The organism is Streptomyces sp. NPDC091287 (assembly GCF_044768525.1).
Lineage (GTDB): Bacteria > Actinomycetota > Actinomycetes > Streptomycetales > Streptomycetaceae > Streptomyces.
Genome location: NZ_JBIVUV010000005.1, coordinates 279,302 through 299,727, shown reverse-complemented (window position 1 = coordinate 299,727; position 20,426 = coordinate 279,302). Strand labels below are relative to the sequence as shown.

19 protein-coding genes and 2 pseudogenes are annotated in these 20,426 nt (G+C 72.3%); 6 read left to right on the top strand and 15 right to left on the bottom strand.

Annotated elements, in window-relative coordinates; all coding sequences use genetic code 11:
* Window positions 1-228: 228 nt before the first annotated feature.
* Window positions 229-752: pseudogene (locus ACIQRW_RS10320) on the bottom strand (CGNR zinc finger domain-containing protein); the annotation flags it as partial.
* Here ACIQRW_RS10320 and ACIQRW_RS10315 point away from each other — a divergent pair.
* Window positions 753-1,103, top strand: a pseudogene (locus ACIQRW_RS10315) (VOC family protein); the annotation flags it as partial.
* 22 nt (window positions 1,104-1,125) lie between these two features.
* On the opposite strand, the gene ACIQRW_RS10310 reads toward ACIQRW_RS10315, so the two are convergent.
* From ACIQRW_RS10310 to ACIQRW_RS10295, 4 genes are all read right to left on the bottom strand, one after another.
* Window positions 1,126-2,226, bottom strand: a complete 1,101-nt coding sequence (locus ACIQRW_RS10310; RefSeq protein ID WP_403757127.1) for an NYN domain-containing protein — start codon at window positions 2,224-2,226, stop codon at window positions 1,126-1,128.
* Window positions 2,227-2,394: 168 nt separating this feature from the next.
* Window positions 2,395-2,835 (bottom strand): hypothetical protein, encoded by a 441-nt coding sequence (locus ACIQRW_RS10305; RefSeq protein ID WP_403757125.1) that lies wholly within the window; start codon window positions 2,833-2,835, stop codon window positions 2,395-2,397.
* 5 nt (window positions 2,836-2,840) lie between these two features.
* Window positions 2,841-3,248 carry a hypothetical protein gene (locus tag ACIQRW_RS10300; RefSeq protein WP_403757122.1) on the bottom strand — a complete coding sequence of 136 codons (408 nt, stop codon included), beginning with the start codon at window positions 3,246-3,248 and terminating at the stop codon, window positions 2,841-2,843.
* Window positions 3,245-3,505 carry a hypothetical protein gene (locus tag ACIQRW_RS10295; RefSeq protein ID WP_403757119.1) on the bottom strand — a complete coding sequence of 87 codons (261 nt, stop codon included), beginning with the start codon at window positions 3,503-3,505 and terminating at the stop codon, window positions 3,245-3,247. The genes ACIQRW_RS10300 and ACIQRW_RS10295 overlap by 4 nt, the downstream gene beginning before the upstream one ends.
* A 108-nt stretch (window positions 3,506-3,613) precedes the next feature.
* Between ACIQRW_RS10295 and ACIQRW_RS10290 the strand changes: the two genes are divergently transcribed.
* Window positions 3,614-4,450 carry a Scr1 family TA system antitoxin-like transcriptional regulator gene (locus ACIQRW_RS10290; RefSeq protein ID WP_403757451.1) on the top strand — a complete coding sequence of 279 codons (837 nt, stop codon included), beginning with the start codon at window positions 3,614-3,616 and terminating at the stop codon, window positions 4,448-4,450.
* Complete coding sequence (locus ACIQRW_RS10285) at window positions 4,447-4,656, top strand: DUF397 domain-containing protein (protein ID WP_403757116.1); 210 nt, start codon at window positions 4,447-4,449, stop codon at window positions 4,654-4,656. The genes ACIQRW_RS10290 and ACIQRW_RS10285 overlap by 4 nt, the downstream gene beginning before the upstream one ends.
* Before the next feature lie 66 nt (window positions 4,657-4,722).
* On the opposite strand, the gene ACIQRW_RS10280 is transcribed toward ACIQRW_RS10285, so the two are convergent.
* A complete protein-coding gene (locus ACIQRW_RS10280; RefSeq protein WP_403757113.1) occupies window positions 4,723-5,652 on the bottom strand; it encodes a hypothetical protein in 930 nt (309 codons plus the stop codon).
* Between the two features lie 92 nt (window positions 5,653-5,744).
* Window positions 5,745-6,902 (bottom strand): S1 family peptidase, encoded by a 1,158-nt coding sequence (locus ACIQRW_RS10275; protein ID WP_403757448.1) that lies wholly within the window; start codon window positions 6,900-6,902, stop codon window positions 5,745-5,747.
* A gap of 642 nt (window positions 6,903-7,544) precedes the next feature.
* Between ACIQRW_RS10275 and ACIQRW_RS10270 the strand changes: the two genes are divergently transcribed.
* From ACIQRW_RS10270 to ACIQRW_RS10260, 3 genes are all read left to right on the top strand, one after another.
* Entirely contained in the window at window positions 7,545-8,426 is an 882-nt protein-coding gene (locus ACIQRW_RS10270) for an HAD family hydrolase (protein WP_403757110.1), read from the top strand.
* Window positions 8,427-8,560: 134 nt separating this feature from the next.
* Window positions 8,561-9,076: a lytic polysaccharide monooxygenase auxiliary activity family 9 protein gene (locus ACIQRW_RS10265; RefSeq protein ID WP_403757107.1), complete on the top strand. Its 516-nt coding sequence runs from the start codon at window positions 8,561-8,563 to the stop codon at window positions 9,074-9,076.
* 198 nt (window positions 9,077-9,274) lie between these two features.
* Window positions 9,275-10,048 carry a calcium-binding protein gene (locus ACIQRW_RS10260; protein ID WP_403757104.1) on the top strand — a complete coding sequence of 258 codons (774 nt, stop codon included), beginning with the start codon at window positions 9,275-9,277 and terminating at the stop codon, window positions 10,046-10,048.
* 51 nt (window positions 10,049-10,099) lie between these two features.
* Here the strand turns inward: ACIQRW_RS10260 and ACIQRW_RS10255 are convergent, their stop codons facing one another.
* From ACIQRW_RS10255 to ACIQRW_RS10220, 8 genes are all read right to left on the bottom strand, one after another.
* Complete coding sequence (locus ACIQRW_RS10255) at window positions 10,100-10,849, bottom strand: DUF1838 family protein (protein ID WP_403757102.1); 750 nt, start codon at window positions 10,847-10,849, stop codon at window positions 10,100-10,102.
* Window positions 10,850-10,898: 49 nt separating this feature from the next.
* A complete protein-coding gene (locus tag ACIQRW_RS10250) occupies window positions 10,899-13,100 on the bottom strand; it encodes a SpoIIE family protein phosphatase (RefSeq protein ID WP_403757099.1) in 2,202 nt (733 codons plus the stop codon).
* Between the two features lie 237 nt (window positions 13,101-13,337).
* Complete coding sequence (locus ACIQRW_RS10245) at window positions 13,338-14,624, bottom strand: hypothetical protein (protein WP_403757096.1); 1,287 nt, start codon at window positions 14,622-14,624, stop codon at window positions 13,338-13,340.
* Between the two features lie 139 nt (window positions 14,625-14,763).
* On the bottom strand, window positions 14,764-15,354 hold the full coding sequence (locus ACIQRW_RS10240; protein WP_403757093.1) for a TetR/AcrR family transcriptional regulator: 591 nt from the start codon (window positions 15,352-15,354) through the stop codon (window positions 14,764-14,766).
* A gap of 233 nt (window positions 15,355-15,587) precedes the next feature.
* Window positions 15,588-16,607, bottom strand: coding sequence for an ABC transporter permease (locus ACIQRW_RS10235; protein WP_403757090.1), 1,020 nt, complete (start codon window positions 16,605-16,607; stop codon window positions 15,588-15,590).
* Window positions 16,594-17,676 (bottom strand): ABC transporter ATP-binding protein, encoded by a 1,083-nt coding sequence (locus ACIQRW_RS10230; protein WP_403757087.1) that lies wholly within the window; start codon window positions 17,674-17,676, stop codon window positions 16,594-16,596. Before ACIQRW_RS10230 ends, ACIQRW_RS10235 begins: the two co-directional genes overlap by 14 nt.
* 126 nt (window positions 17,677-17,802) lie before the next feature.
* Window positions 17,803-19,047 carry an outer membrane lipoprotein carrier protein LolA gene (locus tag ACIQRW_RS10225; RefSeq protein WP_403757084.1) on the bottom strand — a complete coding sequence of 415 codons (1,245 nt, stop codon included), beginning with the start codon at window positions 19,045-19,047 and terminating at the stop codon, window positions 17,803-17,805.
* A gap of 265 nt (window positions 19,048-19,312) precedes the next feature.
* Window positions 19,313-20,323 (bottom strand): polyprenyl synthetase family protein, encoded by a 1,011-nt coding sequence (locus ACIQRW_RS10220; protein WP_403757082.1) that lies wholly within the window; start codon window positions 20,321-20,323, stop codon window positions 19,313-19,315.
* Window positions 20,324-20,426 lie beyond the last annotated feature (103 nt).

Sequence of the window (20,426 nt, the reverse complement as noted above, 5' to 3'; positions counted from 1 at the left end):
CCTGCAACAACCCTGGCTTCGAAACTCCGCCACCGCACCGTCTTTCGAACGGCAACTGCTTGCACTGCTGCCCGGCAGTTCGTCTCTGCCGGGCCCTGCTGTCTCTTTGGGCTACAAGAGAAACCATAACCACAGCACCACCCAATGTCTACTCTGGCGAACATAGATTTTCGTGCCCCATGCACAGAGACAGTCGGCATCGATCACGGGACGGACGCAGAGCCCTCTTCACTCGTCGGCGGCGGTGAGCCGGGCGCGGTGGGCCCGGACCTTGTGGCGGTTGCCGCAGCGCTCCATCGAGCACCAGCGGCGCCTGCCGGGGCGGGAGGTGTCGACGAACATCAGGCGGCAGCCGTGCGCGCCGCACGTGCGGATCCGGTGGGCATACGCCCCGGTGAACAGGTCGACCGCATCGCGGGCGACGGTGGACAGCAGCCCGGTCCCGGTGCCCCCGGGAGCCCACTCCCGACCCCCGCCCGCGGTCAGCCGGGCCGCCAGGGCGGGTGCGCCGCTGCGTCGTTGAGGATGGCGAGGTCGTCCGGGCCGGGAGGCGTCCCCTCGACATGGCCCTCCGCCAGCCGCCACAGCGCGTCGCGCAGAACACGCGCTTCCGCCACCTCCCCCGCGCTCACGACGAGCGCGGGGCCCGGACCGGAACCGGGCCCGCCGCCCGGACCGAGCCCGCCCGGCAGCCGGCTCTCCTCCGCCCAGTTCACCAGGTCGGCCGACTCGCGCAGCACCTCGAAGTACGCCCGCTGGTCGAGCAGTTGCTCGCGGCCGGAGCCGTACCGGAGGCGATCACGACCCACGCCCACGGTCGCCGCGCCTGGCTCGACCTCGCGGCGGCCCGGCATCCGGACGACCCGTACGACGAGGTCAGCGGTACGGGGCAGGGGCGGCGGCTGCTGTTCCAGCGGGTACCGGAGCCGAAGACGGTGAAGAACCGCCTCCACATCGATGTGCACTCCGCGCCGGGGCAGCGCGACACGGAGGAGGCACGGCTGGTGGGGCTGGGCGCGCGGGCGGTGCGCACGTTCGACGAACAGGGCGGGAGCTGGGTCCTCATGGCGGACCCCGAGGACAACGAGTTCTGCCTCAGCTGACGCGGGGGGTACCGACTGCCCGTCAGCCCTGCCCGCAACTGCGGCAGACGGCTCGGCGGCGCAGGTAGTACAGGTAGGTGGCGGCGCCCAGGGCGACACCCCAGACCGCCCACAGGATCGCGGGACCGGTCTCCCCCCACGAGGTCAGCTCGAAGCCACGCACCGCCATCAGGCCGCCCGGAATGAGCACGACCGCGACGAATCCGGCCGGTACGACGGCGGTCGCCGGGTGAATCGTCCGCCCCTTCCTCCACCACACCCAGCGCGGCCACACCTCGCCCCACCTGGCGATCAGCCCGTGCGTCAGCAGGCTGCCCAGGGTCGACACCACTCCCAGCGCGAGCCCCAACTCCAGCATGCTGGGCGTGTCCTGCATCTCCTTCAGGAACTCGTCGGTGATGCCGAGCGGCCAGCCGAAGTACCAGGCGATGCGGGTGATGTCGTACGGGAGGGTCGAGAGCACGGCCAGCCAGACCGCCCGACGCCCCCAGGTGCGCAGCCTGGCGGCGTCGGTCCAGCGGCCGGGCGCGTGCGGGGCCCGGCCGCAGTACACGCACTGCCCGTTGGTGCGCCGCTGGTACGCGAGCGTCGCGGCGACCCACAGCAGCCCGCCGACAAAGACGATCATCAGGTTTCCGCGGTGCCAGTACATGATGTCGCCCAGGTCCTGCGGGCCCGGCACTCCGGTGAAGACGAACACGATCAGCGCCGGGGAGAACGCCAGCAGACCGAGCAGCGAGTAGTCGGGGATCAGGAGGGTCAGGGCGATACCGGCCGCCCACCCGTAGGCGAGGAGGGCCTTGCGGACCCGGCCGGTCCCGAGGTTCTTCAGCATCAGGACACCGGCGACCACCCCGAGGGCGCAGAACAGGGCCAGCACCGGGGCGACGGCCTCGGCCCGGCTCGGCTCCAGGATCGACCCGGAGGACCGGTCCTCGTGGACCCGCTCGAAGGGGTAACCGTCCCCGCCGAGCGCCCAGTACAGCGCCGCCGCCCCGTAGAGCGCCGACCATACGACCGCCAGGCAGGCGGACCAGTCCGGCCAGCCGGACCACCAGCGTCGGCGGGGCACGGCATCCGGGGAGGCCTCCCCGGTACGCGTTCCGGTGACCGTGTTCGGCATGACCGACTTCCTCTGCTTCGCCGCTCGCATCCGCCGCACCTCTCGGAGCGGTGCCCGATGCCTGTCGTCATGGATCGAGGCTGCCGCGCGGGGCGTCCCGGCACATCTGCCGATCGGCAGAATTCGGCGCGCCCGGACGGCCCGGCGGGCGGGCGGGCGCGCACAGCGTCAGAGCCTCTCCCCTCCGCCTCCGTCCCCCCGGTCGCGTCGTACGTCCTCCCGGATTCGCTCCGCCATCAGATCGGCGAGCGGGTCCGTCACGTCCCAGGAGTGCGCGGCCGGGTGCCGGTCGTACAGCACGCAGGCATCCCCCTCCTTGACGGACAGCCGGTGAATGACGGCCGGACAGGGCAGCAGTTCCGTGAAGCGGAACTTCCGCCGCCCACCGGTGTCGGTCCAGAACATCCACAGATCCCGCCCGGCCGGAGCCGAGGCCGACCAGAGCTGGGCAGCGTGCTCGATCGCCTCCTCGTGCTCGCCGAGTTCACAGAGCAGGAATTCGTCCAGGTCGGGCGCTTCCACACCCTGGCCGGGCCCGCCCGCCAGGCCCATGAGCGCGACGCGCGCACCCATCTCGGGGAGTTCGGTGAAGGCGGTGCACTGCAACATGGCGCTCATCCTTGCCGGTGGGGAGGGGAAGTACGGGAGGCGACGGCCAGGGGGCGCATGACGAGCCCGTACCAGGACCCGGCGTCCCGGGCGACGAACTCGTACGGCAGCCCGTCCGCGAGCCGCGTCAGCGCGTAGTCGTGCTCGCGGAAACTGTTCGCCCAGGAACGGAGTTCGGCCGGTGCGTCGCGTCGGCCGCCTGCGGGGACCGGGTACAGCGCACGGGCCGGGGCCCAGGGGGCGTACGGGTCCGGGTCGAGCGCGTCCGCGAAGCGCTGGGCCTGCCGCCGCAGCCAGCGCAGGGCCAGCCGTCGCGTCGGTGCGAGGATCCCGCCGAGCCGGACGGAGCGCGCCGCGTCGCCGCCGTGGCTCTCGGCGACGTACCAAATGGGCTGCTGGTGAGGGAGGTTCACAGCACCTCACCCCGGCTGCGGGCATTCAGCCGTGCGGTCCTGGCCCTCAGCTGCTCTATGAGGAGCGCGGGCCGGACCCGGTGCGGCTCGGCCTCCCACTCGGCCCCGCCGCCCACGGGCCGCAGCGACCAGTAGGGGCCGGCGACCCCGCGGAACTCCCCCACGCGGTCACCGCGACCGGTGTCCACCATGAGCGTGCCGGGGGCCGGAGGGTCGGGAGGCTGCTGCGCGTTCGGGCAAACGTTCTCGCCGTACACCTATCGCTCCTCTCTGTAGCCGTTTGACTACCGGGGCGATTCAGCGTGACCTAACGTCAGGAGCCATTCAACTTGCCCATTCGGCACGGAAGATCGGGGCTGGGGTCCGTGAACATCAAGGAGTTGAATCCGGAAAGCTCGGCGCAGGCGGCCTACGGCGCACGTCTGCGGGGCTTACGGGAGAAGCGGGGCTGGACGCAGGAAGTGCTGGGGGACCACAACGGCTACTCCAGCACGCACATCTCGTCCGTGGAAACTGGTCGCAAACTCGCTACCTTGCGCTTTTCGCGCAGTACGGACCGGGTGCTGGGGCTCACCGGGACCGAGGCGTCGTTCGAGCGCGAGCTGGGCCAGATCAAGCACGGCAGCCTGCTGGAGGGCTTCCCGGAGTTCCTCGGTTACGAGCGCCGGGCGGCGGAGATCCGGCTGTACGAGGTCGGCGTCATGCCTGGCCTGCTCCAGACCCCGGAGTACGCCAGGGTCCTGGCCGACAGCGCCGTCAGGCGACAGGCGATCACGGCCGACCAGGCAGAAGAGCGCGTCGCGCTGGTCGCGGAGCGTCAGGCGGCCCTCGTCCGGGAGAAGCCGCCGCTGGTCTTCGCGACGCTGGACGAGAGCTGCCTCCGCAGGCCGGTCGGCGGGCCGGAGGTCATGAGGGCGCAGATGGACCGCCTGATCGAGTTCGCGGAGCAGCCCAACACCGTGATCCAGGTGGCCACGTTCGACATGGGTGAACTCCGCCCATTCAACCTGCCGGTCACCATCCTGACCATGCCCGACCGCTCGCTCATGTCGTACGCCGAGTCCGCCCAGCAGGGTTACTTGGAGCGAGAAAGTGGCTCTGTGCTTCCGCATCTGACGGCCTACCATCAGATGCAGGCGGTAGCGCCCTCCCAGGCCGCGTCCGTAGACATGTTCAGGCAGTTGCGAAAGGGCATCCAGTGACAACCGAGACCCCCCGTTGGTTCACGTCCTCGTACAGCGACAACGGCGGCCAGTGCGTCGAGGTCGCCACCAACCTCGCCGCCCCGCACGGCATCGTCCCCGTCCGCGACTCCAAGAACGTCAGCGGCCCGGTCCTCGATGTCCCCGTCACCGCGTTCACCGCCTTCGTGGCGGGCGTCCGGGCCGGGGGCTTCGGCACCGGCTGAGCACCCGGAGCCGTACAGGCAGGCCCCACCGCGCACGCAGGCACACGCGGTGGGGCCTTCCGTCGCTCAGTCGGGCCAGCTCCACTCGATCCCGTAGACGCCCGGTACGCACCGCGTCGGCATGAGGTGGGTCGAGTGGAAGTCGTCGAGCGCCGTGCGGTGGCGGTGAGAGGGGTCGGCGCCGATTCGCTCGCGGCGGTACCCCCAGCAGCGGGTGGGCACCGCCCGAGGGTCGAAGCGCACGTGCAGCAGATAGGCACGCAGAGGAACCGTGACGCGGCGCTCATGCTGCCAGGAGGCTTGCCCCTCCGCGCGGAGGGTGTAGGCGACGACCGCCGTCTCCGTGCGGGCCAGTCGGCGGCCGAGCGGGATGTCTGCCGCCACGCAGCCCAACTCCTCCAGGAACCGGATGCGCGGTTCGGGGCTGCCGGGGACGGAGAGGACGGCCGTACCGGCCTTCGGCGAGTCGAGGAAGTGGACGACGCTGAGGTGGTCGACGCCGTCGTGGACGGCCTGCACCACTGTGGTCACCGAGGTCTCGCGGATGGTCCGGTGCTCGTCCAGGCAGACCGTCTCCTGGACGGTGAGCGCGCGCAGACCGGCGTTGAAGTGGGCGAAGGCGTCGCCGAGGGCCCGCTCGACATCGGAGTCCTCGCCGAAGACGCCCCGGGCCGCGGCAGGGTCGGGCGGCCGGGCACCACCCCGGGGGCGGTGCGGTCCGAGCAGCGAGCGCAGGGTTCCGGTGGGAAGATCCAGCAGCGGTTCCAGGGCGTCGACGGCGCGCAGGGACTGGGCCTTCTCCGGCTGGCTGCGACCGCGCTGCCAGTGGCTGAGCGTGGCGAGGCTGACGGATATGTGCTGGGCGCGCAGATGGTCGCGGATGCGTTCCAGCGGGAGTCCGCGTCGGCGCAGGGCTTGGCGGAACACGGCGGCGAAAGTCGCGTCGGCCCTTGGGAGGTCTTCGACGTGGTCGACGTCGTGGAGGGGATGCGGCATGGCGTCTCTCAACGATCTGCGTGCACCGGCGGCGCGGGGGGCCGCCCACCTTAGCCCGGTGGACGGCCCCTGGTCAGCCCTTCTGCCGCAGGTCAGTTGGTGTTGAGAGTCAGCCCGTAATAGGCGAGCGTGTCGTCGAGCGGCTGGAAGTACGAGGAGCCGCGGGAGTTGACTCCTCCGGTGCACCGCTGGTTGGTCGGGCCGCCGGAGGTCATGCCCTGGGCCTGGTTGCCGGAGATGTACGCGCCTCCGCTGTCGCCGCCCTCCGTGCAGACGCTGGACGTGGCGAGGCCGGTGACGACGGTGTCGGGTCCGCCGTTGAGGTCGACGTAGGTGACCGAGACGTTGTAGGAGCCGACCGTGCCGCAGGTCCAACCGGTGGTGGCACCGGACTTGCAGAGCGAGGCGCCGGAGGCGGCCCGGCTGCTGCCGCGGACGGCGATCGGGTTGGTGTTGCCCCAGGTGCCGACGCTGGTGGTGATGGAGTGGCCGGAGTTGATGGAGGCGATGCCCATGTCGACGCTGCGGGTGCCGAGGGCGTAGCGGGTCTTGGTGCCCTTGGCGAAGGCGGTGCCGTCGTAGCGCAGGGTCGGAAGGTTCGCGACGCAGTGGCCGGCGGTCACCAGGTACTGGTTGCCGGACCGGTCGCGGGCCCCGTATCCGACGGAACACCAGCCGGTGGTGCTGTTGATCGTCATTTTGCTGCCGGGGTATATCGCGGCCTGGGGTGCGAGCTTCTCCTCGCCGCGCACGATCTCGACGGCGGAGCCGTGCTTGGCCGCTGCGGCGAGGAATGCCTTGGCGGGGGCGGATCGGTCGCTGTTCACCTTGACGACGACCCGGTCGGCGGCGAGGTCCACTGACCAGGCCACCACTCCGGTGGGGACGCTCCTGGCGGCGGAGGCGTCGAGCTGGGCCTTGATCCGGTCGAGGGTGCTCTCGCCGCGGGCGGGCAACCGGGCTTCGAGTCCGGCCTGTTCGAACCGGGCGACGTCCGCGCGGTCCTCGGCGTTGACGGTCAGGTCGCCGGAAGCGTCGAAGAACGCGCCGTCGTCGGCCAGTCCGCCCTTGCGCAGCTCCGCCAGCCGCTTCTGCTGGGCGTTCTGCCGGTCCAGACGGCCGGTCGCCGCCTTCGCGTCCACGCCCAGCGACGCGGCGAGGGCCCGCACCATCTCGGGCTGGTAGAGCGGGGCGGACGAGTCCCCGGCGGGGGCGGCGTCCTGGGCCTGGGCGGTTGCCTGGGTTCCCATGACCACGGAGGCCGAGAGTGCGGCGGCCACGAAGGCGAATCTGTACTTGCTGGACTTGCTGGAATTGCGGGAATTGCTGGAATTACGCACGCTGATTCCTTCCGGATGGCAGGCAGAAACTCGCGAGGGGGGTGGATTCGGCGATACGTCAGCGCGTGTCGCCGGGGGTGAGTTTCGCCGGGCGGCGGGAGCGATGCCCGCCGCGACATGAACTTTGACCCAACGGCGGTGCGCCATCAAGGTGATTGACGGGGGGAAGTTTTAACAGAACACCGAAGAGACTGTAGAAATCACCGTTCGCATTTCATCCCCTGCCGACGCGTGAATCCACGAGTCCGCACCCACGCGACCCGACATTCCGTTCTGTTCGCCATCTGAGGCGAACGCCCGTTTCGCCGACGCTCTGCGGCGTAACGACGCCGAGGCGGCGCTGGAGGCCGACGACGCCTTCGAGGTGGACGCCATCAAACTCGTACGCGCACCTCGGCAGCCGGCCCGCACTCAACGCCTACAGCGGCATCTTCCCCTGATGACATCGCGGCTCCCGGCCGACGCGGCCCGGCCGGGACCCCGCCGCTGGGTCTTTACCCGATCCGCCCCTGGCGGGCAAGCGGCCGTCCGGGCCCTTCTAGGCTGGGGCCCATGCCCACGCCACCCGCATACGCCCCCGGCATCACCCCCGCACACGCCCTCGTCGCCACGGACCTGGACGGCACCCTGCTGCGTCCGGACGACACCGTGAGCGCCCGCTCCCGGGCCGCGCTCGCCCTCGCCGCCTCCGCCGGTGCCCGGCACCTGGTCGTCACCGGGCGGCCCGTGCCCGGGATACGGGCGTTGCTCGCGGACCTGGCGTACACCGGGCTCGTCGTCTGCGGGCAGGGCACCCAGCTCTACGAGGCCGGGGCGGGCGGCGGGCGGCTGTTGCGGTCCGTCGCCCTGGACCGGGAGGCCGCCGACACCGCGCTCGGGAAGATCGAGGCGGAGGTCGGAGCCGTGTTCGCCGCCGTGGACCAGGACGGCGTGGACGGGGTGACCCTGATCGAGGCCGGGTACCGGATGCCGAACCCGACGCTTCCCGCCCAACGCGTCGGCTCCCGGGCCGCGTTGTGGGAGCGGCCCGTGATCAAGGTGCTGGTGCGCCATCCCGACCTGGGCGACGACGCGCTGGCCGCGGCCGCGCGGGGGGCCGTGGGCGATCTGGCGACGGTGACCATGGCGGGTCCCGGCACGGTGGAGCTGGCCCCGCGCGGGGTGGACAAGGGCACGGGGCTCGCGGTGGCCGCCGGGCTGCTGGGGGTCGGGGCGGAGCGGATCGTCGCGTTCGGGGACATGCCCAACGACCTGCCGATGTTCGCCGGTTCGGGCCATCGGGTCGCCATGGGCAACGCGCATCCGGAGCTGCGCGCGGCGGCCGACGAGGTGACCCTGTCGAACGCGGAGGACGGGGTCGCGGTGGTCCTGGAGCGCCTGTTCGGCACGACCGACGCCCGACAGTCGGGCACAGAGGTCACACCCGGGCACTAGCTTGGTCTAGACCAAGAGCGGTACGCTTCCGTCGCTACTCGTGGCAGCCCCACCGCCACGGCGTGGCTGCTTGACATGCGCATGCCTGCCCCGTCTTCGCGCGGGCGGGCACGGACCCCCACAGAGGAGTTGTCATGAAAAGCAAGAGGCTCTTAGCCGTCGCCATCGGCGCGGGAATCGCCCCGCTCCTGGCCGTCAGCCTGCCGGCCGGCAGCGCGAGCGCGCACGGCTACATCTCATCACCCCCCAGCCGACAGGCCCAGTGCGCCGCCGGAACGGTCTCCTGCGGCGCCATCAAGTACGAGCCGCAGAGCGTCGAGGGCCCCAAGGGACTGTCGAGTTGCAGCGGAGGGAACGCCGGCTTCGCCGAACTCAACAATGACAACAAGGGCTGGAAGGTCACCCCGGTCGGCCGGACGACCAGTTTCAACTGGCGGCTGACGGCACGGCACGCCACCAGCACCTGGCAGTACTACGCGGGCGGCCGGAAGATCGCCGAGTTCAACGACGGCGGCGCACGGCCCGGCGAGACCGTCACCCACCAGGTCAGCTTCGGCGGCCTGTCCGGCAAGCAGAAGGTGCTGGCCGTGTGGAACATCGCCGACACCGCCAACGCGTTCTACGCCTGCGTGGACGTGAACGTGAGCTGACGCGGCACCGCGTGAACGTGAGCTGACGCGGTACCGCACCCGCCCGGCCCCGCCGGGACGAACAGAGCCTGCCCGGGGTACCGGAACGCGCCGGTCGCGGTCGTGAGGACGCCGCCCTCGCGACCGCGGTCGCCGGTACCCCGGGCAGGCCCCCGCCGGCAGGCCGACCCACCGGCCGCCCCACCGAGATGAGGTCCCATGAACCGACACCGACTCACCGCCCGCGCGGCCGTCGTGGCCCTGCTCGCCACCGGCCTCGCCGCTTCCCCGGCAGTCGCCGCCCCCACCGGCACCGGGGCGAAGGCCCGCGTGGGCGCCGACTGGGCGAAACAGTCGATCACCTTCACCGCGGGCGCGGGACAGGTGAACGACCTCCACGTGGTTCCCATGGACCGGGGCGACGGAGTCCGGCGGATCGGCTTCCGCGACGCGGTCCCGCTCGTACCCGGCGACCACTGCACCTACCTCACCCCCGGGGACGAGACCTACGTCGTCTGCGAACTGCCCACCGACAGCTCCCGGCCGGACCGGATCGACGTCTTCCTCGGCGACGGCGACGACGAGATCGCCACCAGCGACCCCGGGGTCGCGACCGTCAGCGGCGGCACCGGCGACGACATGCTGCACGCCCACACCGCGCACACGGTACGGGGCGACGCGGGGAACGACATGGTCATGGGCCGCGTGGTCCTGGACGGCGGCGACGGCATGGACCACCTGATGCCCGTCGACGGTGACCAGCGGCTGTGGGGCGGCCGGGGCGACGACATGATCGAGGCGTACGACGGCAACGACCTCGTGTACGCGGGCCCGGGCGACGACCACGTCATGGGCGGTGAGGGCGACGACCTCCTGTTCGGCGGCTCCGGCGACGACATGGTGCACGGCGAGGACGGCGACGACCTGATCGTCGGCGGCCCCGGCAAGGACAGTGTCGACGGCGGCCCCGGCCGGAACATCGTCCTCCGGTAGGCGAGGCCGGGGGGGCGGGCCACGGAGCCCGGGCCCCGTGGCCCTCAGCCCTCAGCCCTGGGGCGGGTTGAGCTTGCGGAAGTAGGTCCAGCTGGTCTCGTTCGGCTCGCTCCACCTCTCCGGGGCGTGGGCGAACTCCGGATGGTGGGCGGCGATGTACGCGCGGGTGCGCTCGGGGACCTCGGCGTACGCGCCGAGCTTGCGGCCCCGGCAGTGGAAGGTGAGGCCGCCGGGCCGCTGCCCCCGGGCCATCCACGGGAGCCACGGGGACATCCGGCTCCACGACATGGTGGCCGGGACACCGGGGGCCGGGCCCGCCAGGTCGGCGCGGTCGGCGAAGAACTGGAAGAGCTCCAGGGCCTTGTACGTGTCCCCCGCCGAGTGCACCGGATACTCGGCCACCGGCAGCGGCGACGGGTAGGCGAGCGGGATCTCCAGGCTGAAGCAGACCTGGTCCCCGAGGTCGGTCGTCGGGATCGGGAAGGGGCGCCACTTCTGGTTGGCCGGGTCGTTCCAGACGTGCACCACCGGCAGGTCCTGCCAGGTCTCCAGGATCTCGCGGCTGACGGGGTCCAGATAGAACGCGGCCTCACGGGTGAGCAGTTGGTACGCGTCCGGCCCGGCCTCCGCGTCCTGGACCAGCCGCGAGACGTTGAGGCCCTCGAAACCGAAGATCCGGCGGTAGGGCTCGTCGGGGGCCCAGGAGTACACGTCTCCGGACCACCAGTACGTGACCTCCTCGCCGTCGAGGGAAGCACGGGTACGGGCGAAGGAGCGCAGCAGCTCCGCGGGAGTCGTCATACGGACCACTCTGCGCGATCGGCGCGGACACCGTGCGCCTCGGGCGAAATCAGCTCGGCGGGAACGAGGGCGGGAACGAGGGCGAGGGCGGGAGCGGTCCGGAATCGGAATCGGAATCGTCGCTCGACAGATCCTGCTCGGTCCACAGCACCTTGCCGTCCGGCCCGTGGCGGGCCCCCCAGTGGGAGGCGAGCCGGGAGACGATGAACAGGCCCCGGCCGCCCTCGTCGACGGTCCGGGCGTGCCGCAGGTGCGGGGAGGCCGTGGAGCCGTCGTGGACCTCGCAGGTCAGCGTGGAGTCCAGCAGGAGGCGCAGCCGCAGCGGCGGGGTGCCGTAGCGGACGGCGTTGGTGACCAGCTCGCTGACGATCAGCTCCGTCGCCTCGACGGTGTCCTCGTCCAGCCCCCAGCCCTGGAGCCGGTCGCGTACGAACACCCGGGCCGTGGCGGGCGTCGTGGGGTCCTGGGCCAGGTCCCAGGTGGCGACCAGATGGTCGGAGACCGTACCCGTACGGGCCAGGAGCAGGGCCGCACCGGCGGAGCGGGTGTCGTCCGGCAGCGCGTACACGATGTCGTCGCCCAGTTGCTGGAGGCTTCGGCCCGGCCGGGCGAGGGTCTGCGTGATGCGCTCGGCGGCGTGGTCGCCGGAGAGCAGGTCGGCGGTGCAGAACGCGAGGAGGCTGCCCTCCTCCAGGGTGACGGTGGCGGGGGCGAAGAGAGCGCTGTCCGTGGAGAAGAGTCCGGGCCCCTCCGGCACGTCGAGGGCGACCGCCCGTCCGTCGGGGCCGACGATCAACGGCGCGGGGTGCCCGGCGCGCGCCACGGTGCAGGTGCGGGTGAACGGGTCGTAGACCCCGTACACGCAGCCCGCGCTCAGGGGTTCGCCCCGGAGGGCGTCGGCCGGGGGCAGGGTGGCGCGTTCGTGGGCGAGGCGGTCGGCGGTTTCCTTGAGCCGGGCGAGGACCTCCTCCGGCTCCAGGTCGAGACCCGCCAGCGCCTGGACGACCGTACGCAACTGGCCCATGGCGATGGCCGACTGGAGACCCTCGCCCGCGACGCCGCCCACGACGAGCGCGGTGCGGGCGCCGGACAGGGCGATGGTGTCGAACCAGCAGCCGCTGTCCCGGCCGGGCAGCAGGACGTGCGCGGTGTCGACGGCGGCCTGCTGCCGTTCGGCCTGCGGGAGCAGCCGCCGCTGGACCGTCGAGGCGATGACGTGCTCGCGCTCGTAGCGGCGGGCGTTGTCGATGCCGAGGGCCGCCCGGGTGGCCGCCGCGACGGCGAGGGAGACGTCGTCGTCGTCGAAGGGCTCGGCCGCTCCGCAGCGGTAGAGGCTGACCAGCCCGAGGACCGCGCCCCGCAGGGTCAGGGGCACCACGATCAGGGAGTGCGCGCCGGTCTCCGCGACGGCGCGCACCCCGTCCGGATCGGTGTCCGGCCACGGGGTGCCGGGCCCGAGCGGGACGAGCCGGGCCCGCAGGTCGGTGGTGGCGAGCGCGTACGGCGTACGGGCGGGGAGGCGGCGGGTCACCCCCGCCGAGCACTCGCGGCCCCCGCCCTCCCCCTCGCCCTCCGCCGTGTCCCGGCCGGCGTCGCACCGGCCGCTCGCGGCGCGGCGCAGCGGGGTGCCGGGCGGCAACGGGCCCACCGGTGGTTCGGCGCCGCGCAGGACGTCGTCCACCACCTCGACGACGGCGAGGTCGGCGAATCCGGGCACCAGGGCGTCGGCGAAGGCGCGGCAGGTGGCGGCGACGTCGAGGGAGCCGCCGACGGCGTCCCGCACGGCGGCGAGCGCGGCTTCCCGGGCGCGGGCCCGTTGGCGCTCGGTGACGTCGACGACCGCGGTCAGCAGGCCGAGGGCGGGTGCGGCGGGGCCGCCGGGGCCGTCGACGCGGTAGGAGGAGACCAGGAACTCCCGGTCGCCGGGGATCTCGCGCAGCCGGCCGCGCACGAGGTGGTCGCGCACCGGGCCTTCGCCGGCGAGCACCCGCTTCATGAGCTGCTCGGCGCCGTCCGGGTCGTCGAGCCGGAAGGCCTCGGTGAACCGGCGGCCGATGTACTCCCCGGTCTCCACACCGTCGACGAGTGAGTTGGCCCGTACGAGACGGAGCTGCGGGTCGAGCACGACCAGGCCGACGGCGGACTGGGTGAACAGGGTCGCCAGCAGCGCCTCGTCCAGCAGTGCCGCGGCCGGCTGGTCCGGAACGCCCCGGGGCGTTCCGCGCCCGGCCGGAGTCTCGGCGTCCGCCACGGCTCCACCCGCCCTCCGGCTCCGGCGCACCGGTGCACCGGTGCCGGCACGCGCCGGACCAGCATCGCCCGCCGCACCGGGCCCGGCCACCGGTGGAGGGCAGAGGCGTGAACGGCAGCGGCAGGGACGGCGGACACGTGGAGCCGTGGCGGCGTGAGCGGCGAGCGCACCGCCGGAGGGCTCGCGCTGGTCAGGGGATGGGCGCCGCCGGGCCCGGTCTCGCCGACCGGCTCGGGTTCAGGCGGGCTCCCCCAGGCACGTCAAGGCTTGGCGGAAGTCGTCGAGGGCGGGGCCGAAATCGTGGGCGACGGTGTGCAGGGTCGACCGGTCGATCAGCCTTCCGGCCAGCGCTCGCGGACCCTCCGCCGGGTCGTGCCGAGCCAGTCGACGGGCCAGGTCCACTCCCTCGTCGTACAGGGAGCGCAGGTCGTCCGCGATCAGACGCGTGCGGTTCTCCTGGAAGACGGCGGTGCGGAGGGTGAGGTCCCGATGCAGGCGGACCAGTTCGGCCAGGTAGCGGTCCGGGTCTTCGGCGGCGCGTGGAGTGAGGGCGTCCACCCGGGCGCGCAGGGCATGACGGCTGTCGACGTCGCGCCACTGGGCACGGGGCGACCCTCGCATCGGCGCCGTGCCCGAAGGCGGACGCGGTTCATCGGGCGCGGGCGGGCGGTCGCTGTAGGTACCGGAGAGGGTCACCAGCGCCGCCCAGAAGCTCCGTTGGTAGCCGCTCCAGGTCTTCCGCTCACCGGTGTCGGCCAACTCCGTCAGCACGGCGAGTGCCTCTTGCCGTGCCTGGGCCGCGCGCTCGTCCCGACCGTGGGTGTCGAGCAGCTGGGCGTGCCCGATGAGCGCGTAAAGGTGACAGGCCATCGGGCCGCGGTCGGCCGCGGCTTCGGCCGCCTCCATGGTGACGGATTCCTCGAACGCGGCGAGCGCGTCATCTATTCGGCCGGCGTCGTGGAGAGCGGCGATCCAGTCCAGGAGTGTCCAGGCGAGGCCCCCGCTGCGGGGCCCCTGAGGCAGGAGCGCCGCGACCAACTCGTCCATGGCGTCGGCGGCCTCGGCGTACCGGCCTTCCTCGGAGAGTCCGGCAGCCCACTTGTCCAGCCCTTTGACCACCGGGGATCCGGCCGACTCGGCCTGGGCGCGGCTGATGTCGAGCATCTCGGCGCACCGTGCGAGGCCTTCCGTGCGCCGGCCCAGGCGGTACAGCTCTCTCCGGTGGCTGTCGAGCGCCCGGTAGAGGACATCCGCTCGGGCGGGTTCGGCCGGATCGATGCACCGCGCCACGGCCACCGCCTCCTCGCACAGCTCCGGGGCGGACGCGTGCCGTGTGAGGGAGCCGGTGTCGTAGCTGAGACGTTGGAGCGCCTCGGCCAGGAGCGGCAAGTACGAGGCGGGGCTGACCTGGGCGAGCACCCGGTAGGCGTCGACCTCCTCCCGCGGAGTGCGGCGTCCCGACGCGAGCAGCACGTTCCGCGCCCGCACGATGTCGTCCTGATCGACTTTCCGAGAGTGATTCACAGCGGGAATTGTGGGCGCCCCGGCAGGGGCCCGACAAGGTTGTCCAGCTGTGCCGTTACTCCTACGAAAGCGCCCTCTGACCTGTCATGATGGATGTGACATCACTCTTCCGGGGGCGCGGCCCGATGCCCTTCCGGCCTCAGTACCCCGGCGCGCGCAGCGAGCGCAGTACGTGGTTCACCAGGGTGGCGATCGTCTCCTCGTCCTGGACGGGCTTGCGCAGCACATGGCGGTAGTAGACCGGGCCGTACAGCATCTCCACGGCGAGCGGGAGGTCCGCACCGGGCGGGATCTGGCCCTGTTCCTGGGCGCTGCGCAGTCGGCCGATCGCTTTCTCGACGCGCGGGTCGACCAGCTCCTCCCGCAGCTGCTGGGCCAGCAGGTCGTCGTGGTGCAGCTCGGAGAGGATGCCCGCGTAGGCGGGGCCGAACGGCGGGACCGAGAGCAGTCTCACCGCGCCGGCGACGTGGGCGCGCAGATCGGCGCCGATGTCGCCGGTGTCCACGAACGGCGTCGCGTCGATCAGGGCGTCCGCGAACGCCTCCAGCAGCACCGCGCCCTTCGACGGCCACCAGCGGTAGATCGTCTTCTTGCTGACCCCGGCCCCGGCCGCGATGGCCTCTATCGTGACGTGCCCGTACCCCCGCTCCGTACAGAGATCGAGAGCGGACCGCAGGATCGCGCGGCGTGACCTTTCGCTGCGGCGCACACTGCTGGGCGATGTGATCATTCGGTGAGCATAGGGGGGTTCCAGCCAATCTCTTGTTGACATCTCGTCGCCAAAGACCGAACAATACCCAGGCGGAAACGGAACGTACCGTGTCGTGTCGTTCCCGGTGTCCGCACCGTTCGTGCCGTTCGTGCCGCGACGAGCCGATCGGGGGACGGCTCGCCCGGCCGACGGCGCGGACGGCCTCCCGCCGATCCGATCCAGCCAGGAGACACGCTCTCCCGGATCGTCTCTCAGGCCGTGATGTCCTTGGCCGTGAAGCGCGCCCAGGCCGCCGAGCCGAACACCGCGACGTACAGCCCCTGCAGCTGGAAGTTCTTGATCAGGTCGTCCCAGTGGACGGGTTCGCGCAGGACGTCCGCGAAGGACAGCCAGTAGTGCGCGAACAGGTACGGGTGCACGCCGCTCAGCTGCGGAATGCTGTCCAGGATCTGCACCGTGATCAGCAGCCCGACCGTGGCCGCCATCGCCCCGATCCCGCTGCTGGTCAGCGTCGAGACGAACAGCCCGAGCGCGGCGAACCCCGTCAGGGAGACCGCGACGACCAGCGCCGTCAGTGCCGCCCGCCCCAGCCCCTCGCCGAAGCTGATCCGGGTCCCGGAGATCGTGGTGACGTCGCCCACCGGGAACAGCAGCGCACCCACCGCCAGCGCCGACGCCGCCACGACCAGGGTCGCGACCAGGCAGAAGGTGAGGATGGAGGCGTACTTCACCAGCAGCAGCCTGGTCCGGCCCGCCGGGGCGACCAGCAGATAGCGCAGGGTGCCGCTGCTCGCCTCGCCCGCGATCGCGTCGCCCGCGACGACGCCGACGGCCATCGGCAGGAAGACCGGCAGGGTGGCGGCGAGGGCGGCGAAGACGAGGAACAGGCCGTTGTTGGTGACCTGGGCGAGGAACGCCGGGCCCGCCCCGCCGTCCGGGCCGCCCGCCCCGCCACCGCCGCCGCCCGTCTCGATCCGGACCGCGATCCCGATGAGTACGGGTACGGCGGCGAGCACGCCGAGCAGGGCGAAGGTCCGGTGGCGGCGGAGCAGCGTGGTGATCTCGGACCGGAGGAGACCCAGTGTCCACAACGGGTTGCGGGGACGCACCGGATGGCGGGGACGGGCCGGATCACGAGGACCCGCCGGATCACGGGAACCCGCCGGATCGCCGGCTCCCGCTGCCCCGGCCGGCGGTGCTGTTCCGGCCTGCGGTGCTGTTCCGGCCTGCGGTGCTGCCCCGGCCTGCGGTGCCGTCTCAGCCTGCGACATCGAATCCCTCTCCCGTGAGTGCGACGAAGGCGTCCTCCAGCGATCCCCGCTCGACGCCGAAGAACCGCACCCGCACCCCGCCGGACACCAGCGCCGCGTTGAGGTCGGCGAGGTCCACGTCAGCGGGCGGAGTGTCGGCGGTCAGCCGGTCGCCGTCGGCGCTCAGGCCGGTGAGCCCGTGCTCCTTGAGGATGCGGACCGCGTCCCCGGGGTCGGGGGTCGTGACGGCGAGCCGGCCCCGGGTGCCCGCGGCGAGGTCGGCGACCGTGCCCTGGACGATCAGGCGGCCCCGGGCCATCACCGCTGCGTGCGTGCAGACCTGCTCGATCTCGTCCAGCAGATGGGAGGAGAGGAACACCGTGGTGCCCTCGGCGGCAAGCTCCCGGACCAGGGAACGGATCTCGCGCATGCCCTGCGGGTCGAGGCCGTTGGTCGGCTCGTCCAGGACCAGCAGCCGGCGCGGCCGGAGCAGCGCGGCGGCGAGCCCGAGGCGCTGCTTCATGCCGAGGGAGTACGCCTTGGCCTTCTTCCCGGAGGCGGCGGAGAGGCCGACCCGCTCCAGGGCCTCGTCGACGCGGGCCCTGCGGGTGCGCGGGTCGGCGGTGGGGTCGGCCCGGTCGTAGCACAGCAGGTTCTCCCGGCCGTCCATGAAGCCGTACAGCGCGGGCCCCTCGATCAGCGCGCCGACCTCCGGCAGCACCGTACGAACGGCCCCCGGCATCGGGCGGCCGAGCACCTCCGCGGTGCCGAACGTCGGGGTGATGAGGCCCATCAGCATCCGGATCGTGGTGGTCTTCCCGGAGCCGTTGGGGCCGAGGAAGCCGAAGACGCTGCCGCCGGGCACGGTCAGGTCGAGGCTGTCCACGGCGAGGTGGCCGCCCCGGTAGCGCTTGGTCAGACCACGGGTGCGAATGACCGGACCGGCCTCCTCCGCCCCCGCGGCGCCGGACGTCCGCACCTCCTCCGCACCCGCGGCGCCGGACGTCCGCGCCGTGTCCGCCGCGGCTTTCCCTCCCGCCGCGCCCGCAGCGCGCTCCCCCGCCGCCCCGGCCGTCCCCGTCGTCGTCATCCCGGTCGCACCTCTCCCGTCCGCGCGGCTGGCAGCGCCTGTGCGGCACTGCCGCCCCGCCGCACGGTGTGCGACGGGGCGGGGTGTCCGGCGCCGGTCGTCCGGCAGGACGGGCGCCGGGGTGTCCTACTTGGCGGCGTCGGCGGCGCGGACCAGCGCGTCCTTCGTCACCGCTCCGACGTACACCCTGCCGTCGTCCGTCAGCAGGGCGTTGACCAGGCGCGTCTTGAAGACCGTGCCCGAACCGAACTTTCCGGTGACCTTGTCGCCGAGCGCGTCGAGGAAGCCCTGCGCCTCGGCCGGGACGTCGCCCGAGCCGGCCGCGGGGAGACCCGTGCCGCCGGGGGTCCTGATCTCGGCGATCGAGGTCCAGCCCTTACCGATGACGTTGAGGCCCTCGAAGCCGTCCAGCTCGGCCAGCTGCCCGGGGAGCGCCTGCTGCGCCGCGCCGTGCTCGTCCTTGCCGGTCTCCAGCTCGTCGGCCTCGGTCACCTCGGCCCCCTTGGGCGGGGTGAAGTCGAACGTGGACGCGGCGGGCTTGGAGAAGTCGACCTTGGTGAACCCGGCGTCGACCACGGCCTTGCCGCCGCTCGCCGCCGACAGGGTGAACTTCAGCGGTACGCCGTTCTCGGCGTCCACGGCGATACGGACCGAGCCGATCGTCGAACCGGACTGCTTCGGCTTGATCAGCAGCTGGTACGCGTCCCGCCCGGCGACCTGCGCCGTGCCGTCCACGGTGACCGATGTGGTGTCCCCGGCCGCCGCGAGCGCCTGCTCGGCGAAGTCCTTCGGAGTGGCCGGAGCGCCCTTGGGGGCCTTCGGGGCCTTCTCCGCGCGCCCGTCGCCGTCCCGGCCCTCGGGAGCCTCGGCGTGGTAGACCTCGTCGGACTCGCTGTCGTATGCCCAGACCTCCCCCTGGTTGTGGATGAGGCTGTACTCGGACGCGTCCCCGAGGATGGAGAGCTTCTGCCGCTCCGGACCGTCGGCGGCCACGCGCAGCGTGTGCGTGCCGGACGTCAGCTCCATGAGCTTGTCCTGCGGGGCCGCCGCGCCGCCGTCCTTGTCCCCGCCCGCTCCGCCCGGTACGAGCGAGCCCGCGAGGCCGTCGAGGGGCAGGCCCAGGTCGGTGCTGATCTTGAACGTGCCGGAGAGCTGCTCCTCGTCGGAAGCGGCGATCTTCTCGATGAGCTGCTGTGCGCTGATCTTGGGCAGATCCGGGTCGCCGGTGCTGGCGAGCGCCGGGACGAGTCCGATGGTCGCGGCCGCCACCCCCGCGACCGCGACGGGGACGATGTAGCGTGCCGCCTTCCGGCGGCCCACGACAGTGCTCGTGGCCTCGCCGGTGGTCTCTGCGCTGTCGTTCGGTGCCATGGTGTGCCCTACCTCCGTGGTCGGCGGCTTCCGTTGTTAACCATCTGACCAAATCAGACGGTCCGAAGCGTCAGCCCGGGGAATCAACTCCACGTACTGCTCCGGTATGACAACCGGGAGGGGCGTGTACGCCATCCAGTAGGGGTACGCCCCCACCGGATGACGCGCCGTCAGCGTCCAGCGCACCACGGCGAGGCCTCGGGCACCACCCCGAGGACAAAGGACACCGCGGCGAGAACCCGGAGCAGGTCACCGCGGCGGGCTCTCAGCCCGCGCGGTGCACCACGGCGTCGCACAGCTCTTCCAGCGCAGACTTCGCGTACCCCTCGGGCAGCGGTGCGAGCGTGGCGCGCGCCGCCTGGGCGTAGTGCACGGTGTCCTGGCGGGCCTGCTCCAGCGCCGGGTGGGCGCGCAGTCGGCGCAGCACCTCCTCCAGCGCGGCGTCGTCGCCGAGGTCGCCGTCGAGCAGCTCGACGAGCTCCAGATCGTCGGGCTTGCCGTCGGCCGCCGCCTGGGCGCGCAGCCGCAGGACCGGGAGTGTCGGGATGCCCTCGCGCAGGTCGGTCCCTGGGGTCTTGCCGGACTCGTGGGAGTCGGAGGCGATGTCGAGGACGTCGTCGGCGAGCTGGAAGGCGATGCCGAGCCGCTCCCCGTACTGGGTGAGGACGTCCACGGTCCGCTCGTCGGCGCCGGACATCATCGCGCCGAAGCGGCCGGACACGGCGACCAGCGAGCCGGTCTTGCCGCTGAGGACGTCCAGGTAGTGGTCGACCGGGTCGCGGCCGTCGCGCGGGCCCGCGGTCTCCAGGATCTGGCCGGTGACGAGTCGCTCGAAGGCCTCCGCCTGGATGCGGACGGCCTCGGGGCCGAGGTCGGCCAGGATGTGGGAGGCGCGGGCGAAGAGGAAGTCGCCGGTGAGGACGGCGACGGAGTTGCCCCAGCGGGTGTTGGTGCTGGGCACCCCGCGCCGCACGTCGGCCTCGTCCATCACGTCGTCGTGGTACAGCGTGGCCAGGTGGGTCAGTTCGACGACGACGGCGGCGGGGACGATTCCCGGCGCGTCGGGATCGCCGAACTGTGACGCGAGCATGACCAGCAGCGGGCGGAACCGCTTGCCCCCCGCGCGCACGAGGTGCTGGGCGGCTTCCGTGATGAAGGGCACGTCGCTCTTGGTGGCTTCGAGCAGCCCCGCCTCGACAGCGGCCAGGCCCGACTGGACATCGGCCTCAAGAGCCTGGTCCCGCACGTGCAGTCCGAACGGCCCGACGACGGTCACGAGGGCATCTCCTGTCTGCTGACGATCACACGCAATGTCGATGTGTCGCTGAGTCTCGAATCAACTTCAGCGTATCCGGTCCGCTATGGATCACCGTGGGCGG